15 protein-coding genes and 1 other RNA gene are annotated in these 13,985 nt (G+C 70.1%); 10 read left to right on the plus strand and 6 right to left on the minus strand.

The features are described 5' to 3' along the window. Positions 1-7: 7 nt before the first annotated feature. Positions 8-1,024, minus strand: a complete 1,017-nt coding sequence (locus tag ACN27E_RS02145) for an AurF N-oxygenase family protein (RefSeq protein ID WP_422746379.1) — start codon at positions 1,022-1,024, stop codon at positions 8-10. A gap of 176 nt (positions 1,025-1,200) precedes the next feature. Between ACN27E_RS02145 and ACN27E_RS02150 the strand changes: the two genes are divergently transcribed. Beyond that, complete coding sequence (locus ACN27E_RS02150; protein WP_422746380.1) at positions 1,201-1,710, plus strand: MarR family winged helix-turn-helix transcriptional regulator; 510 nt, start codon at positions 1,201-1,203, stop codon at positions 1,708-1,710. 38 nt (positions 1,711-1,748) lie between these two features. Then, entirely contained in the window at positions 1,749-2,795 is a 1,047-nt protein-coding gene (locus tag ACN27E_RS02155; RefSeq protein WP_422746381.1) for a cobalamin biosynthesis protein, read from the plus strand. On the opposite strand, the gene ACN27E_RS02160 is transcribed toward ACN27E_RS02155, so the two are convergent. From ACN27E_RS02160 to ACN27E_RS02170, 3 genes are read right to left on the minus strand one after another with little or no spacing between them, the layout of a single operon-like run. Next, entirely contained in the window at positions 2,680-3,495 is an 816-nt protein-coding gene (locus ACN27E_RS02160; protein ID WP_422746382.1) for an SURF1 family protein, read from the minus strand. The two genes, ACN27E_RS02155 and ACN27E_RS02160, sit on opposite strands and share 116 nt — an antisense overlap. Then, positions 3,495-3,989 (minus strand): low molecular weight protein-tyrosine-phosphatase, encoded by a 495-nt coding sequence (locus tag ACN27E_RS02165; RefSeq protein WP_422746383.1) that lies wholly within the window; start codon positions 3,987-3,989, stop codon positions 3,495-3,497. The genes ACN27E_RS02160 and ACN27E_RS02165 overlap by 1 nt, the downstream gene beginning before the upstream one ends. Beyond that, positions 3,982-4,668, minus strand: coding sequence for an HAD-IA family hydrolase (locus ACN27E_RS02170; RefSeq protein ID WP_422746384.1), 687 nt, complete (start codon positions 4,666-4,668; stop codon positions 3,982-3,984). Before ACN27E_RS02170 ends, ACN27E_RS02165 begins: the two co-directional genes overlap by 8 nt. Before the next feature lie 17 nt (positions 4,669-4,685). On the opposite strand from ACN27E_RS02170, the gene ACN27E_RS02175 reads away from it, so the two are divergent. The 3 genes from ACN27E_RS02175 to ACN27E_RS02185 are packed head-to-tail and all read left to right on the plus strand — an operon-like array spanning position 4,686 to position 7,631. Beyond that, complete coding sequence (locus ACN27E_RS02175) at positions 4,686-5,825, plus strand: Nif3-like dinuclear metal center hexameric protein (protein ID WP_422746385.1); 1,140 nt, start codon at positions 4,686-4,688, stop codon at positions 5,823-5,825. Beyond that, positions 5,815-6,552: a zinc ribbon domain-containing protein gene (locus ACN27E_RS02180; RefSeq protein ID WP_422746386.1), complete on the plus strand. Its 738-nt coding sequence runs from the start codon at positions 5,815-5,817 to the stop codon at positions 6,550-6,552. The genes ACN27E_RS02175 and ACN27E_RS02180 overlap by 11 nt, the downstream gene beginning before the upstream one ends. Then, the gene (locus ACN27E_RS02185; RefSeq protein WP_422746387.1) at positions 6,549-7,631 is read left to right on the plus strand and encodes a bifunctional RNase H/acid phosphatase; all 1,083 of its coding nucleotides are present in this window, start codon (positions 6,549-6,551) and stop codon (positions 7,629-7,631) included. The genes ACN27E_RS02180 and ACN27E_RS02185 overlap by 4 nt, the downstream gene beginning before the upstream one ends. Here ACN27E_RS02185 and ACN27E_RS02190 read toward each other — a convergent pair. Beyond that, positions 7,628-8,206, minus strand: a complete 579-nt coding sequence (locus ACN27E_RS02190) for a helix-turn-helix domain-containing protein (RefSeq protein ID WP_422746388.1) — start codon at positions 8,204-8,206, stop codon at positions 7,628-7,630. The two genes, ACN27E_RS02185 and ACN27E_RS02190, sit on opposite strands and share 4 nt — an antisense overlap. A 47-nt stretch (positions 8,207-8,253) precedes the next feature. On the opposite strand from ACN27E_RS02190, the gene ACN27E_RS02195 reads away from it, so the two are divergent. From ACN27E_RS02195 to rnpB, 4 genes are all read left to right on the plus strand, one after another. Beyond that, positions 8,254-9,174 carry an NAD(P)/FAD-dependent oxidoreductase gene (locus tag ACN27E_RS02195; protein WP_422746389.1) on the plus strand — a complete coding sequence of 307 codons (921 nt, stop codon included), beginning with the start codon at positions 8,254-8,256 and terminating at the stop codon, positions 9,172-9,174. Next, positions 9,171-9,752: a class I SAM-dependent methyltransferase gene (locus tag ACN27E_RS02200; RefSeq protein ID WP_422746390.1), complete on the plus strand. Its 582-nt coding sequence runs from the start codon at positions 9,171-9,173 to the stop codon at positions 9,750-9,752. Before ACN27E_RS02195 ends, ACN27E_RS02200 begins: the two co-directional genes overlap by 4 nt. Before the next feature lie 188 nt (positions 9,753-9,940). Then, positions 9,941-11,227 (plus strand): HNH endonuclease, encoded by a 1,287-nt coding sequence (locus ACN27E_RS02205; RefSeq protein ID WP_422746391.1) that lies wholly within the window; start codon positions 9,941-9,943, stop codon positions 11,225-11,227. 30 nt (positions 11,228-11,257) lie between these two features. After that, positions 11,258-11,644: RNase P RNA component class A (gene rnpB, locus ACN27E_RS02210), an RNA gene on the plus strand. A 4-nt stretch (positions 11,645-11,648) separates the two neighbouring features. On the opposite strand, the gene ACN27E_RS02215 is transcribed toward rnpB, so the two are convergent. Then, positions 11,649-13,142: a CYTH and CHAD domain-containing protein gene (locus tag ACN27E_RS02215; protein ID WP_422746392.1), complete on the minus strand. Its 1,494-nt coding sequence runs from the start codon at positions 13,140-13,142 to the stop codon at positions 11,649-11,651. 62 nt (positions 13,143-13,204) lie between these two features. Between ACN27E_RS02215 and ACN27E_RS02220 the strand changes: the two genes are divergently transcribed. Then, on the plus strand, positions 13,205-13,984 hold the full coding sequence (locus tag ACN27E_RS02220; RefSeq protein ID WP_422746393.1) for an enoyl-CoA hydratase/isomerase family protein: 780 nt from the start codon (positions 13,205-13,207) through the stop codon (positions 13,982-13,984). Position 13,985 lies beyond the last annotated feature (1 nt).

Here is a 13,985-nt window from a genome sequence, read left to right on the forward strand (position 1 = left end):
GGATCCCTCAGGCCGCGGCCACGACGTGCCGGCGGTGCGGTTCGCTGCGGAAGCGGCTGGGGCGTCCGTCCATCTTGCACAATCGCCACATCAGTTTGGCGACCGGATTCATCAAACCGGTGTCATAGCACAGCATCCGGACGTCGCCAAACATGTCGCGCAACCACTGTCGGGACTCGGCCGATCCGAAGAACAGCTCCTTCTTGACCGCCCGCGGGATGTCGAACTCCTGCCAGAATGCCTTGGGCGGCACGACGATCGCCTTACACAGCACCTTCATCACCACAGGTACGTACAGCGACAGCACAAATCGTTGCCGCCGCCCCATCTCGGGAACCCGTTTGCGGAGATACTCGTGGGCGAAAGAGATGTGCCGCGCCTCCTCGGCGACATGGATGGCCATCACCCGCTCCATGATCGGATGCAGTGTCTTACCTTCGCGCAGGATGTCTTTCTGAGTGTGGTCGATGGGTTCTTCGCCGGCCAGGATGCCGAAGAAGAACGGAATCGGCAGTGGGCCGGCCACCAGCGAGATGAACGGCGCCAGCCATTTCAGCACCCGCGGCATACCGGGCACGTCGGTGCCGATGTGGTTGACCATCTCCTGGAACATCATGGTGTGGTTGCACTCTTCGACCGATTCGTGCAGGCAGTAGCGGTACTCGGGGGATCCGTTGGGCACGAAGAACGCATAGTTGGTCAGCCCGCGGATCAGGATGATCTCGAACTGCAGGCCCACCTTGGCCACATTCGCCTGCCGCCACTTGCCGATCTTGATCTGCTTGTCGCGGGGTTGCGCCAGGTACCACGGATGCCGGCCGATCGGATCGGTCTGCGGCAGCACCCAGCGTTCGTCGCCGTCGACGACCGCGAACTCGGGCGCATCCCACGTGATGTCGGTGTAGGGGTTGAAATTCCGGCGGACCGAGCCTGCCGAGAGCGTCGCCAGCGTCTCGACGTAATCGGTGTCATCGCGGACTTCCATGTTGTCCCGCCAGCGTCGAACGGTCTTGGTCAATGCCATCGCGTCGCTCCGTTCTCTCGGTCCCGACCGTCCCCGCAGTGCCGTCACACCGGCACCCGCGGGAACGGTTTGTATGAAGGCACTGTTGCCCGACCGCAACTAACCGAAACCTGAATTCGCGGCGTGTCGCGCGGTCGTGGCTTGCTTCGGGTGACGGGGGAAAGCACTATCGTGGAATGACTTCTGGCCGCGTCCGATCCGCCCCCCGTGCCGATCGGCTTTCCACGCACGTCGACGCGGTTTTGCGGGCGTCGCGGGCGTTGGTGGGGATCGCAGCGGAGTCGCTCACCGAGGTCGACGACATCGTCACGCCGCCGCAGTGGCGGGTGCTGGTTCTCGTCTACACCCGGGGACCGCTCAATCTCGCGGCGGTGGCCGCTGCGCTCGACGTCAATCCGTCCAATGCCAGCCGCACCTGCGACCGGCTGCTCAAAGCAGGGTTGCTGGACCGCCGCGAATCAGAGGTCGACCGGCGCAATGTCACGCTGACCCTCACCCAAGACGGCCGGCAGCTGGTGGAGCGGGTGACCGACCACCGCCGTAAGTCACTCGAGCGCGTGCTGCGCAAGATGAAGCCCGCCGAACGCGCGGTGCTGGCCGAAGCGATGGCCGGCTTCGCCGACGCGGCCGGCGAACCCGACATCGGGGCCGGCGCGGTCAGCCTGCTCTGGCCGCCGGCCAAGTGACGACACGGCTACTCATCACCGTGTGAGACGCTCCGGTGGTGTCTTCCCCGAACAGCACCGGGCGCGCCCTGGGTGTCGTCGTGGGGATCCTGGCCGACGCGATCCTCGGCGACCCGCGCCGCGGCCATCCCGTCGCCGGATTCGGCTCGATCGCGGCGCGTCTCGAAGGGTGTACCTACGCGAACTCCCGGGTCGCGGGGGTTGTCCACACCGGTCTACTGGTGACGGCGCTGGCTGTCGGGGGGGTCGCCGCCGAGCGTGCCGCCGCGCGCCGGGGCCCGCTCGCCACGGCGGCGGTGACCGGCCTGGTCACCTTCTTCACTCTCGGCGGCACCTCGCTCGGCCGCGTCGGCTCCCGGATGTCGGGCCTGCTGGAGTCCGGTGACGTCGACGATGCGCGCCGGCTGCTTCCCGCACTGTGCGGCCGTGATCCGAGCGCGCTCGATGCCGAAGGGCTGGCCAGGGCGGCCGCCGAGTCGATCGCCGAGAACACCTCCGACGCCCACGTCGCACCCCTTCTGTGGGCCGCCGCGGCCGGGGTGCCCGGGATGCTGGTGTACCGCGGCGCCAACACCCTCGACGCGATGATCGGCAACCGGTCGCCGCGCTACGGCCGCTTCGGGTGGGCGGCGGCGCGGTTCGACGACGGGCTCAACCTGCTGCCGGCGCGGGTCACCGGCGTGCTGACCGCCTTGTGCGCACCGTTGGTGGGCGGTGCCCCCGGCGCTGCGCTGACCGCGTGGCGCCGTGACGCGGCCCGGCACCCGAGCCCCAACGCCGGGGTCGCCGAGGCGTCGTTCGCCGGGGCGCTGGGGGTGCGGCTGGGCGGTCCGACGCAGTACGCCCATGCGCTCGAGATCCGGCCGACGCTGGGAGACGGGCCCGCTCCGGGGGTGCCTGACCTGCGTCGGGCGGTTCGGCTGAGTCGGTCGGTGCAGCTCACGGCCGGGGCGCTCGCGGTCGTCGCGGTCAGCGCCGCCGGCCGTACCGGTCGGCGAGCCTGTCCTCCGGGGTCTGCGGCACCTCGGGCCCGGCTGCGGCGGCGGCGCGGTCGCGGCGGCGCTGGCGGATCTCGGCGTAGATGAAATAGCCCAGCAAGATCGGCGCGATGATCCCGAACGCGATCCACTGGATGCCGTAGGACAGGAACGGCCCGGCGTCGAGGTGGGGCAAGGGGATCACCCCGAGCCCGCCCGGCTGGTCTTCGACGAGCTGCAGATAGGACCCGGCCAGCGGCACCCCCGTCAGCGCCGAGATCTGCCCGGTGTTGATCGAGTACACCTGGACGCCGTCCTCGCGCAGCGGCTCCTTGCCGGTGGCCACCGGCTCCGGATCACGCAGACGCGCGGTGATCGTCACGGTCTCCCGCGGCGCCGGCTCGATCGGCGGCACCGCGGTGCCGGCCACCGGTTTGACGTAGCCGCGATCCACCAGGACGGTCGGCCCGCCGTCGACGGCGAACGGCACCAGTACCTCGTAGGCCGGGTCGCCGTCGATGACCCGCAGCCGGGCAAGGACCTGCGCATCGGGCAGATAACGCCCGGTGGCCGTCACCTGTTGCCACTGCTCGTCCGGGGCTGCCGAATCCTGCTGTGGCAGCACGTCGGTCAGCGGCACCGGATCGGCGGTCAGCGACCGCGAGATCTGGGCGTTCTCCCGGGAAGTCTTGGTGTTCTTGCCGAGCTGCCAGGGGGCCAGCACGGTGAAGCAGAGGTAGGCGAACGCGAGCACCACGACGAACAGCGCCAACCACGCCGGCCGCAGCAGGAACGCCCAGCGCCGCATCAGCCGGCGGCTTCCCGGGTGGCGAGTGCCTCGTCCACCCATCGGTGCAGACCCGGCAGCGCCGACTCGATGACGGCGAACACGTCCTCGAAGTCGTCCTGGGTGCCGTAGTACGGATCCTCGACGTCCTGCGCGTGCGCTCCGGAGCGGGGGTCGAAGGATCGCAGCATCCGCACCCGATCGGTCGGCACCCCGAGATCGACCAGCATGCGGGCATGGTTGCGGCCGAGCGCCACCACGAGATCGGCGCCCAGGTGGTCGTCGTCGAGCTGGGCGGCCTCGTGCGCGCTGGGATAACCGTGTTCCCGCAGGACGTGGACGGCCCGGCGGTCCGCCGGATCGCCGGCGTGCCAACCGCCGGTGCCGGCGCTGGTCACCCGCACCGAGGCGGCCAGGCCGCGTTCGTCGAGCTGGTGAGCGAACATCTTCTCGGCCATCGGGGAACGACAGATGTTGCCCGAACAGACGAAGGTCACGTGCAGCGGCTCAGACACCGAGCACCCCGCGCAGATCAGCCACGGTGTCCACGTGCGCCAGGGCGGGAACCGGAGTGGGTCCGGTGAAGTCGGCGGCTCCGTAGCCCCAGCCGACGACGACGGTGTCGATGCCGTGGCGCGCTGCGCCCTCGACGTCGTGCCACCGGTCACCGACCATCAGCACCCGCTCGGGCAACGGCTGCAGCTGGGCCAGGGCGTGCCCGACGACATCGGCCTTGGCCGCGCGGGCACCGTCGACACTGGCGCCGGCAATGACCTCGAAATAGCCGTCCAATCCGAAGTGGGCCAGGATCCGGCGGGCGGTCGGCTCGGCCTTCGAGGTCGCCACGGCCAGCCGTACACCGGCCGTCCGCAGATCGTCGAGCAGCGCCGGGATGCCGTCGAAGGTGCGGTTCATCGCCCAGCCCCGTGACGTGTAGTCGGCCCGGTACGCGGCGATCGCCGCGTCGGCGCGCTCGCCCAGACCCATGGCGCCGAGGGTGTGGTGCATGGGTGGACCCACGATCCTGGCCGCCAGGTCGCCGTCCGGCACGGGGGCGCCGACCTCGCCGAGGGCATGCCGGAAACTCGCCACGATGCCCTGTGCCGAATCGGTCAGCGTGCCGTCGAGATCGAACAGCACCAGCTGCGGGCGGGTCAGCGTCGAACGGTCCAGCGTGTCGGTCACGCACACCATTGTCCTACTGTCGTCCTGTGAGTGTGCGGCTGGCCGACGTCATCGCGGTGCTGGACGCGGCGTATCCGCCCCGGCTCGCCGAGTCGTGGGACTCGGTCGGTTTGGTCTGCGGGGACCCCGGCGAGCCCGTCGAGTCGGTGACCGTCGCCGTCGACGCCACCCGGGCCGTCGTCGATCAGGTGCCCGAACGCGGCTTGCTCCTGGCCCACCATCCGCTGCTGCTGCGCGGGGTGGACACCGTCGCCGCGGACACCGCCAAGGGTGCGCTCATCCACTCCCTGATCCGCAGCGGCCGGTCGTTGTTCACCGCCCACACCAATGCCGATTCGGCCGCGCCCGGGGTGTCGGACGCACTCGCGGCGGCGCTCGGACTGACCGTCGCGTCGGTGCTGTCGCCGGTGGCCGCGGATACCGAGCTCGACAAATGGGTGGTCTACGTCCCGGACGGAGATGCCGACCGCCTGCGTGCGGCCGTCTTCGCCGCCGGCGCCGGGCAGATCGGCGACTATTCGCACTGCAGTTGGAGCGTCGCCGGGACCGGCCAGTTCCTGCCGCACGACGGGGCCGCGCCGGCGATCGGGCGCGTCGGCTCGATGGAGCACGTGGCCGAGGAACGGGTGGAGGTCATCGCCCCGGCCCGCCTGCGCCGGGAGGTACTGCGCGCTGTCCGGACTGCCCATCCCTACGAGGAGCCGGCGTTCGACGTCTTCAGCATCGCGTCGATCCCCGGTGACGTCGGACTCGGTCGGATCTGCACGCTCGGGGCGCCGGAACCGTTGTCGGCGTTCGTCTCCCGCGTGGGGCGTGCGCTGCCCGCCACCGCGTGGGGGGTGCGCGCCTCAGGTGATCCCGATCTGGCGGTCGCCCGGGTCGCGGTGTGCGGGGGAGCGGGCGATTCCCTGCTCGACACGGTCACCCGCGCCGGCGTCGACGTCTACGTCACCGCCGATCTGCGCCATCACCCCGCCGACGAACACCGGCGCTCTTCGCCGGTGGCGCTGGTGGATGTCGCGCACTGGGCCAGTGAGTTCCCCTGGTGTGCACAGGCGGCCGGCCTCTTGCGCGACCACTTCGGCGACCAGCTCGCCGTGCAGGTGTGCGATGTCCGAACCGATCCGTGGAATCTGGGAGACTGTGGGGGTTCACATGAAAGCTGATGTGTGGCAGCAACATTCGCTGCTGGAGTTGGCGGGTGTCGACGCCGAGCTGGCGCGTATCGCCCACCGGGTCAAGAAGCTGCCCGAACAGCAGCAGCTCGAGGAGGCGCAGGCCCAGCAGCGCGCAGCCGAGGACAGCGCGGCGGCGCTGAGTCTGGCGATCGAGGACCTCGACGCGCAGGTGAGCAAGTTCGAATCCGAGATCGACGCGGTGCGCCAGCGCGAGGACCGCGATCGGGCGCTGATCGGCGGTGGTTCGGTCAACGCCAAACAGGTCGGCGATCTTCAGCACGAACTCGAGACGCTGCAGCGGCGCCAGGCCAGCCTCGAGGATTCGCTGATCGAGGTGATGGAACGTCGTGAGGAGCTCGCCGGGCAACGTGCCACCGCCCAGGCGCGGTTGGCCGAGCTGCAGGAATCCGTGGCGACCGGTCGCCATGCGCTCACCGAGGCCGTGGCTGAACTCGACCGCGCCCGGGAGCAGAGTTCGTCCCGGCGCCACGAGCTCGCGGCTGGACTGAACGAGGACCTGCTCGCCGCCTACGAGCGCCAGCGCTCCAACGGTGGGCCGGGCGCCGGTCAGCTGCAGGGGCGCCGGTGCGGTGCCTGCCGGTTGGAGATCGACCGCGGCGAGATGGCGCGCATCACGGCCGCCGCCGACGACGAGGTACTGCGCTGCCCCGAATGTGGCGCCATCCTGATCCGGCTGACGGGATTCGCCACGTGAAGGTCCTCGTCGAAGCCGACGGTGGATCCCGCGGCAACCCCGGCCCCGCCGGATACGGGGCGGTGGTGCTCTCAGCGGATGGCGATGTGCTGTCCGAGAGCAAGCAGGCGATCGGGGTGGCCACCAACAATGTGGCCGAATACCGCGGTCTCATCGCCGGACTGGCCGACGCGGCCGGACTCGGCGCCTCCGAGGTCGCGGTGTCCATGGACTCGAAGCTGGTGGTCGAGCAGATGTCGGGCCGCTGGAAGGTCAAGCATCCGGATCTGATCGCCCTGCATCAGGAAGCCCGCGCCCTGGCGGACCGATTCGAGCAGGTCACCTACACGTGGATCCCGCGCGCCCGCAATGCATATGCCGACCGACTGGCCAACGAGGCGATGGATGCCGCGGCCGGGATCGACCCACCGAGCCAACCGGCCTCGGCGCAGGAGCGCACCTCGCCGGCGGGCTGGACCGGCGCCCGGGGTGAACCGACCAGGCTGCTGCTGCTGCGCCACGGTCAGACCGAACTGTCGGTCGAGCGGCGGTATTCGGGCCGGGGCAATCCCGCGCTGACGGATCTGGGGCGCAGACAGGCCGACGCGGCTGCGGCACATCTGGCCCGACGCGGCGACATCGACGCGGTCATCAGTTCCCCGCTGCAGCGCGCGCATGACACGGCGTCGGCCGCGGCCAAGCTCCTGGGCCTGGATGTGACCGTGGACGAGGATCTCACCGAGACCGACTTCGGCGACTGGGAGGGACTGACCTTCGGCGAAGCCAACCGGCGCGATCCGGATCTGCACGGACGGTGGTTGCGCGACACCAGCGTCGATCCGCCCGGCGGCGAGAGTTTCGACGCCGTCGCCCAGCGGGTGCGGCGAGCCCGCAACCGGATCATCGCCGACCACGGGGCGGCGACGGTGCTCGTCGTCTCGCACGTCACCCCGATCAAGACCATGCTGCGCATGGCACTCGACGCCGGGCCGGGGATCCTGTACCGGTTGCACCTGGACCTGGCGTCGCTGAGTATCGCCGAGTTCTATCCCGACGGCGGATCGTCGGTGCGGCTGGTGAACCAGACCTCCCACCTCTAGGAGCGCAGGTGCAGGCGTTCGCCGTGCGGACCGAAGATGGCCAACGCCTCCGCCGGCCCGTCGACGACGCCGAACCAGTGTGGTGTCCATGTCGAGAACTCCACTGCTTCACCGGGTTTGAGGATGAAGTCGCGCTCGCCGAGAAGCAGTCGCAGCCGGCCCGACAGTACGTACATCCAATCCTGCCCCTCGTGCACCGGTAACTCGGCCGGCGGCTTGCGGCGCCGGGCGCTCACCCTGATCTTGAACGCGTGCAGACCGCTCGCCGGCCCCTGCCGGGTGAGTGGCCAGTACGTCACACCGTGGCGGGTGTGAGAATCGCTGCGTACCCGCGGGTCCTCGGCCTCGGGTGCGCGCAACAGCTCGTCGGTGCTGACCGCCAGTGCGGCGGCGAGTCTGGGCAGATGGTCGAGCGCCAATCGCCGCTTGCCCGATTCCAGACGGCTGAGCGTGGACACGTCGATCGCCGACGCGCTCGCCACCTCCTCGAGGGTGAGCCCACGCTGGGTACGCAGCTCCCGGAGCCGCTTACGCACCCGCTGATCGACACTGTCTTCCGCGCCATTTGCCTGCATGGCAAACCAGCTTGGCACTGATGTGGAACCGGGGGCAACCTCGAGGCATGAATGAGACCTGGGATTGTGTGATCGCCGGTGGTGGTGCCGCCGGATTGAGCGCCGCGCTGGTGCTCGGCCGTGCGCGGCGCCGCACGCTGGTGGTGGATACGGGTGCGCCGAGCAACGCCGTGTCGCACGGCATCGGCGGTCTGCTGGGCCATGACGGCCGACCGCCCGCCGACCTGTACGCCGACGGCCGGAGCGAACTCACGCGGTATCCGAACGTCGAGGTGCGCACGGGCGAGGTGGTCGACGCGCGTGATGGCGAGCTGTTCGACGTGCGGCTCGGTGACGGTAGTGCGGTGGCCGCGCGCCGCCTGCTGCTGGCCACCGGAATGGACTACCGGCTGCCCGACCTGCCGGGGCTGGCCGACCTGTGGGGCGATGCGGTGTTCCACTGCCCGTTCTGTCATGGGTGGGAGATGCGGGAGGCGCCGCTGGCTGTGCTGGCCGACGGCGCCCGGGCGGTGCACGCGGCGCTGATGCTGCGGGGTTGGACCGACGACATCGTCCTGCTGACCGACTCGCTCGACGGTGACGAAGCCGCCCTGGTGCAGGCAGCCGGGATCGTCGTCGATCCCCGGCGGCCGTCGCAGGTGCGCGCTGCACGGGGCGGCGTGGAGATCGAGTTCGATGACGGCACGGTGCTCCCGCGCCGCGGCCTGATGGCCGCCCCGGTGCTGCGGCAACGGTCACCGCTGGCGCAGCGGCTCGGCGTGCGCCTCGACGCGGCGAATCCGATGTCGGCGGATGCGGTGTGGGTGGACGCATTCGGTCGCACCTCACTGCGCGGTGTCTTCGCCGCCGGCGACGTGACGGTCCAGCTGCCGCAGGTCGCCGCGGCGATCGCGGCCGGGTCGAAAACCGCGGCGGCAGTGGTGCAGAGCCTACTTGCCGACGAGTACGGATTGCCGGTGCCGGCATGACCGTCGAATTCTGGGAGGGGCATTACGGAGCCGCCGAGCGGGTGTGGAGCGGACGGGTCAACGCCCGTCTGGCGGAGATCGCCGAGAACCTCACGCCGGGAACAGCGTTGGACGTCGGTTGCGGGGAAGGTGCCGATGCGATCTGGCTCGCCCAGCGGGGCTGGCGGGTGGTCGGCGTCGATGTCTCGCCCACCGCGCTGCGCCGGGCCGCCGAGGATGCCGCCGCCGCTGGTGTCGCCGAACGGATCTCGTTTCAGCGCCACGACCTGACGGCGGACATCCCGGCCGGCCGTTTCGATCTGGTGTCCGCACAGTTTTTCCACGCCCCCTACGAGTGGGACCGGGAGGCCATCCTGCGCCGGCTGGCGGAGTCGGTGGCGGCCGGCGGACGACTGCTGGTGGTCGATCACGCCTCGGCGCCACCCGGAATGGCCGATGACCATCACCACGACTTCCCGTCCGCACACGAGGTCGTCGAAAAGCTGGCGCTCGACCCGGCGTGCTGGGAACGGGTGCGGGTGGAAGCGGTCGAACGGGACAGCGTGATCCTCTTACGACGATCCGACGAGGCTCGCTAGCTGCCTACGGGCGAGTTGCCTGCGGAAGCCCCCGGCGTAGGACGCGTCGCCGGAATCGTGCATCACGTCGGTGATCCACCCGGCCGCACCTGCGCCTGAGTTATCGCCAGCGGCGAACGAGCAAGACCATCCTCACCCCAACCCCGGTTGAACACGATAATGTCGGTGGCCCCGTCTAGTGTGAACGTATGTTCGAATCAGCGGAGCTGGCGGCGGTGGATCCGCTCGCCGAGGAAGACGCATTGATCGCCAGGATCGCCGAGCTGGAGCGGGTCAAGGCGGCCGCGGCGGCCGGTCAGGCTCGTGCCGCGGCGACCCTGGACGCGGCGCGGCGGGCCCGCGAGCGCGCCGAGGGCGTGCCGGCGGCCAAACGGGGACGGGGAGTGGCCGGCGAGATCGCCCTGGCGCGTCGGGATTCTCCCAATCGGGGCGGCCGGCACCTGGGTCTGGCCAAGGCGCTGGTGCTAGAGATGCCCAACACCTTGGCCGCGCTGGAGTGTGGCGCGCTGTCGGAGTGGCGAGCGACGGTGATCGTGCGCGAATCGGCGTGCCTGTCGGTGGCGCACCGGCGCATGCTGGACGCCGAACTGTGCGGCGACGTCGCCGCGCTGGACGGTTGGGGCGATGCCCGCATCGAGGCCGAGGCGAAGAAGATCGCCTACCGGCTGGACGCCCAGGCGGTGGTCGACAGGATGGCCAAAGCGCCTGCTGAACGAAAGATCACGTGTCGCCCGGCGCCCGATGCGATGGTCTACCTGACCGCGCTGCTACCCGTCGCGCAGGGCGTCAGCGTCTATGCGGCGTTGCGGCGCGCCGCCGACACCACCTTCGACGACCGGTCGCGCAGCCAGATCATGGCCGACACCCTGGTGCAGCGGGTCACGGGCAGACCCGCCGAGGTACCGGTTCCCGTCGAGGTGAACCTCGTGATGACCGACGAAGCCCTGCTCGGTGGTACGTCGACACCCGCCGAAATGCAGGGGTACGGACCGATTCCGGCGGCGGTGGCCCGCCGGCTCGTCGACGATGCGGCCGGCGATGCGCGGTCGAAGGCGACGCTTCGCCGCCTCTACCGTCGGCCGGTCGGCGGTGCGCTGCTCGCGATGGAGTCGCGGTCGCGGCGGTTCCCGGCGGGGCTGGCCGCCTTCGTGAAGCTGCGGGACCGCACCTGTCGTACCCCCTTCTGCGATGCACCGGTCCGCCACATCGACCATGCCGATCCACACCGGCGGGGCGGACCGACCAGCTCGAGGAACGGGCTGGGGATGTGCGCGCACTGCAACTACGTCAAGGAGGTGCCCGGATGGACGGTGACGACCGACGACCGCACGGACGGCCACCGCGCCACCTTCGTCACACCGACCGGCGCCGCCTACCGCTCGTCCGCGCCACCGGCTCCCGGGACGACTCCCGTGGCGATGAGCCGAATAGAGATCGGCATCGCGGCATATTTCGCCGGCCTGCGCGCCGCGTGAGCGTCCTGACCGCTACCGTATGGGGGCGGACGAGTTGGCCGGGCGGCCGCGGACCCGACACGGTTCGAGGAAAGTCCGGACTTCGCAGAGCAGGGTGATTGCTAACGGCAATCCGAGGTGACTCGCGGGAAAGTGCCACAGAAAACAGACCGCCACCGCTTGCGGTGGTAAGGGTGAAACGGTGCGGTAAGAGCGCACCAGCATTCCGGGTGACCGGAGTGGCTTGGTAAACCCCACCCGAAGCAAGGCCAAGAAGGCCGCACGCGAGTGCGGTCGCGCAGGCGCTCGAGGGTTGCTCGCCCGAGCCTGCGGGTAGGCCGCTCGAGGCACCCGGCAACGGAGTGTCCAGATGGATGGTCGCCGCCGCGCCGCCTGTGCGGTGCGGGACAGAATCCGGCTTACAGGCCAGCTCGTCCGCCCTCTACTTGCCCTTCTTCGCCTTACGCACCGACTTGTGGAGATCGTCCAGGGCATCGTCGAGCTGTTCGGCCGCGCTCTGGGCGACCTCGTCCTCGATCCGGTAGAGCACTCCGTAGGTGAAGGTGTCCTCGCCGGCGGCGTGCGCCGCGGTGGCCTGCTCCTGCAGGTGGGTCCGGCTCACCACGCTGTCCTGATGGTCGCCGAGCAGCGACTGGATGGCCTTGGCCTTGTCGGACACCTTCGCCGCACCGGTGGCCGCGGCGGTATAGCGCAGCTGTTTGGCGCGCTTGCGGATCTTGTGCAGCGCTTCGTCGTGTTCGTGCCCGGTCGCTTCGTCGGCCTTGGCGGCCGCCTTGCGGATGCGCTTGTAGGAATGGTCGATCGTCACCGGTTCGGGCGCCGCGCCGGATCCGCCGGCCGACGGGTCGGCGGCGACCAGACCGTCCAGCGCATCGAGCAGCCGGAAATATCGCTGCGAGCGCATGGCGATCAGCGACCGGCGCAGACCGGCGTCGTAGCGGCGCTTCGCGCCCTCGACCAGCCGCTCGCGCACCGGCCCCCGCACCAGCTCCGGCGCCAACGACTCGAGCGCCTTCTCGTACTTCTCGGCCAGAACCTCGGCATCCCGCGCCACGCCCAGAACCGCCGCCAACTGGCGCAGCTCCTCGAGCACCCAGGCGTCGTCGGAGATGCCGAAGGCCCCCTCGGAGGACTGCAGCAGACTGCGGATCTTGCGCGTCGTCACCCGCATCTGGTGCACGGAATCCCACACGTCCTCGCGCACCGCACGGTCCCAGGCCACCAGTTCGTCGACCTGTTCGGCGACGGCTTGATGCACCGGATCCGTTTTGCGCGTGGCGACCTCGGTGACCTCCTCGCCGGTATCGAGCACGCGGGCCAGTTTCGAGCCGTGCCCGGCGGGCCCCGCGCCGGCGTCGATCAGCCGGTTGGCGAGGCGGTCCAGCAGCTCGGGGGTGTCCGAGGCGTGCTCGGTGAGCTCGAGTTCCCACTCCCGCCAGCGTTTTTCGTCACCGTCCTCGGCTGACGCGGTGACCCGGTCATCACAGAATTCGGCCACCGGGTCATCGTCGGCTCCGTACAGCAGGTCGATGGTGCGCTGTGTGCTGATCGTCGCCACCGGTGACAGCGGCCGGTCCCGCACGATCGCCAGCACCACGTCGCGCAGTTCGGCGGGGACGTCATCGTTGCCCTCGAGCGGCGCCCGCACCTCGGTACGGGAGTCCGGCCCGGCCGGCAGCTTGAGATGCCAGCCGGCGTCGGTGCCCCCGGTCCGCCGCCGCAGCGTGATCCGGCGGGCGGCCAGATCCCGGCCCGGTGTGTCGAAGTACACGGCGTCGAGCTGCTCGACCGGCAGCCGCTCCACCCGGGTCACTGCCGAGAGTCCTTCGAAGGACGGCGATCCGGTGGTGTCGACCACCTCGAACTTGCGCTCGACCTCGGTATACCGGGAGGTCTTCGACTTCTTCGCCGCCATGCGCCCAAGGGTGCCATACGAAGGTGAACGGGCCCGCTCCGGTGACTCGCTACAGTCCCGGTGTGACCGAATACCAGACCATCGCCTTCGAGCAGACCGGAGCAGTCGCCCGGATCACGCTGAACCGTCCGGACGCCGCGAACGGCATGAACGACACCATGACCGCCGAACTCGCCGACGCCGCCACCCGCTGCGACACCCGCGCGGTCAAAGCCGTCGTGCTGACCGGGTCGGGGCGATTCTTCTGCGCCGGAGGCGATCTCAAGGCCTTCGCCGCCGCACCCGGCCGCGGCCGCTTCATCAAGGGGGTGGCCGACGATCTGCACCGCGCCATCTCGACGTTCGCCCGGATGGACGCCGTGCTGATCACCGCCGTCAACGGCACCGCCGCCGGCGCCGGCTTCAGCCTGGCCATCACCGGCGATCTGGTGCTCGCGTCGGAGTCGGCGTCGTTCACCATGGCGTACACCAGGGTGGGCCTGACCCCCGACGGCAGTTCCTCCTACTATCTGCCGAGGCTGGTCGGTCTGCGCCGCGCACAGGAGTTGATGCTCACCAACCGCACGCTCTCGGCGGCCGAAGCCCTCGACTGGGGTCTGATCACCGAGGTGGTTCCCGACGACGCGCTCGCCGGCCGGGCCGCGCAGCTGGCCGAGCAGCTGGCGGGCGGCTCGAGGGATTCACACGGGGCGGTGAAGACGCTGCTGCTGGCGTCGCTGAAGAACGGCCTGGAAGAACAGATGGAGCTGGAAGGCCGCACGATCGCCCGGCAGGCCGACTCGGCCGACGGCCACGAGGGCGTGGACGCATTCCTGGCCAAACGCCGCGCCGAATACTCCTGAG

Source organism: Mycobacterium sp. WMMD1722 (assembly GCF_049315205.1).
In the GTDB taxonomy this organism is placed as follows: Bacteria; Actinomycetota; Actinomycetes; order Mycobacteriales; family Mycobacteriaceae; genus Mycobacterium.

What these genes read in the sequence shown, in the direction of transcription:
- ACN27E_RS02145 (WP_422746379.1), bottom strand. Translation starts at nt 1,024, where the DNA reads ATGGCATTGACCAAGACCGTTCGACGCTGGCGGGACAACATGGAAGTC.
- ACN27E_RS02150 (WP_422746380.1), top strand. Translation starts at nt 1,201, where the DNA reads ATGACTTCTGGCCGCGTCCGATCCGCCCCCCGTGCCGATCGGCTTTCC.
- ACN27E_RS02160 (WP_422746382.1), bottom strand. Translation starts at nt 3,495, where the DNA reads ATGCGGCGCTGGGCGTTCCTGCTGCGGCCGGCGTGGTTGGCGCTGTTC.
- ACN27E_RS02170 (WP_422746384.1), bottom strand. Translation starts at nt 4,668, where the DNA reads ATGGTGTGCGTGACCGACACGCTGGACCGTTCGACGCTGACCCGCCCG.
- ACN27E_RS02180 (WP_422746386.1), top strand. Translation starts at nt 5,815, where the DNA reads ATGAAAGCTGATGTGTGGCAGCAACATTCGCTGCTGGAGTTGGCGGGT.
- ACN27E_RS02190 (WP_422746388.1), bottom strand. Translation starts at nt 8,206, where the DNA reads ATGCAGGCAAATGGCGCGGAAGACAGTGTCGATCAGCGGGTGCGTAAG.
- ACN27E_RS02195 (WP_422746389.1), top strand. Translation starts at nt 8,254, where the DNA reads ATGAATGAGACCTGGGATTGTGTGATCGCCGGTGGTGGTGCCGCCGGA.
- ACN27E_RS02200 (WP_422746390.1), top strand. Translation starts at nt 9,171, where the DNA reads ATGACCGTCGAATTCTGGGAGGGGCATTACGGAGCCGCCGAGCGGGTG.
- ACN27E_RS02205 (WP_422746391.1), top strand. Translation starts at nt 9,941, where the DNA reads ATGTTCGAATCAGCGGAGCTGGCGGCGGTGGATCCGCTCGCCGAGGAA.
- ACN27E_RS02215 (WP_422746392.1), bottom strand. Translation starts at nt 13,142, where the DNA reads ATGGCGGCGAAGAAGTCGAAGACCTCCCGGTATACCGAGGTCGAGCGC.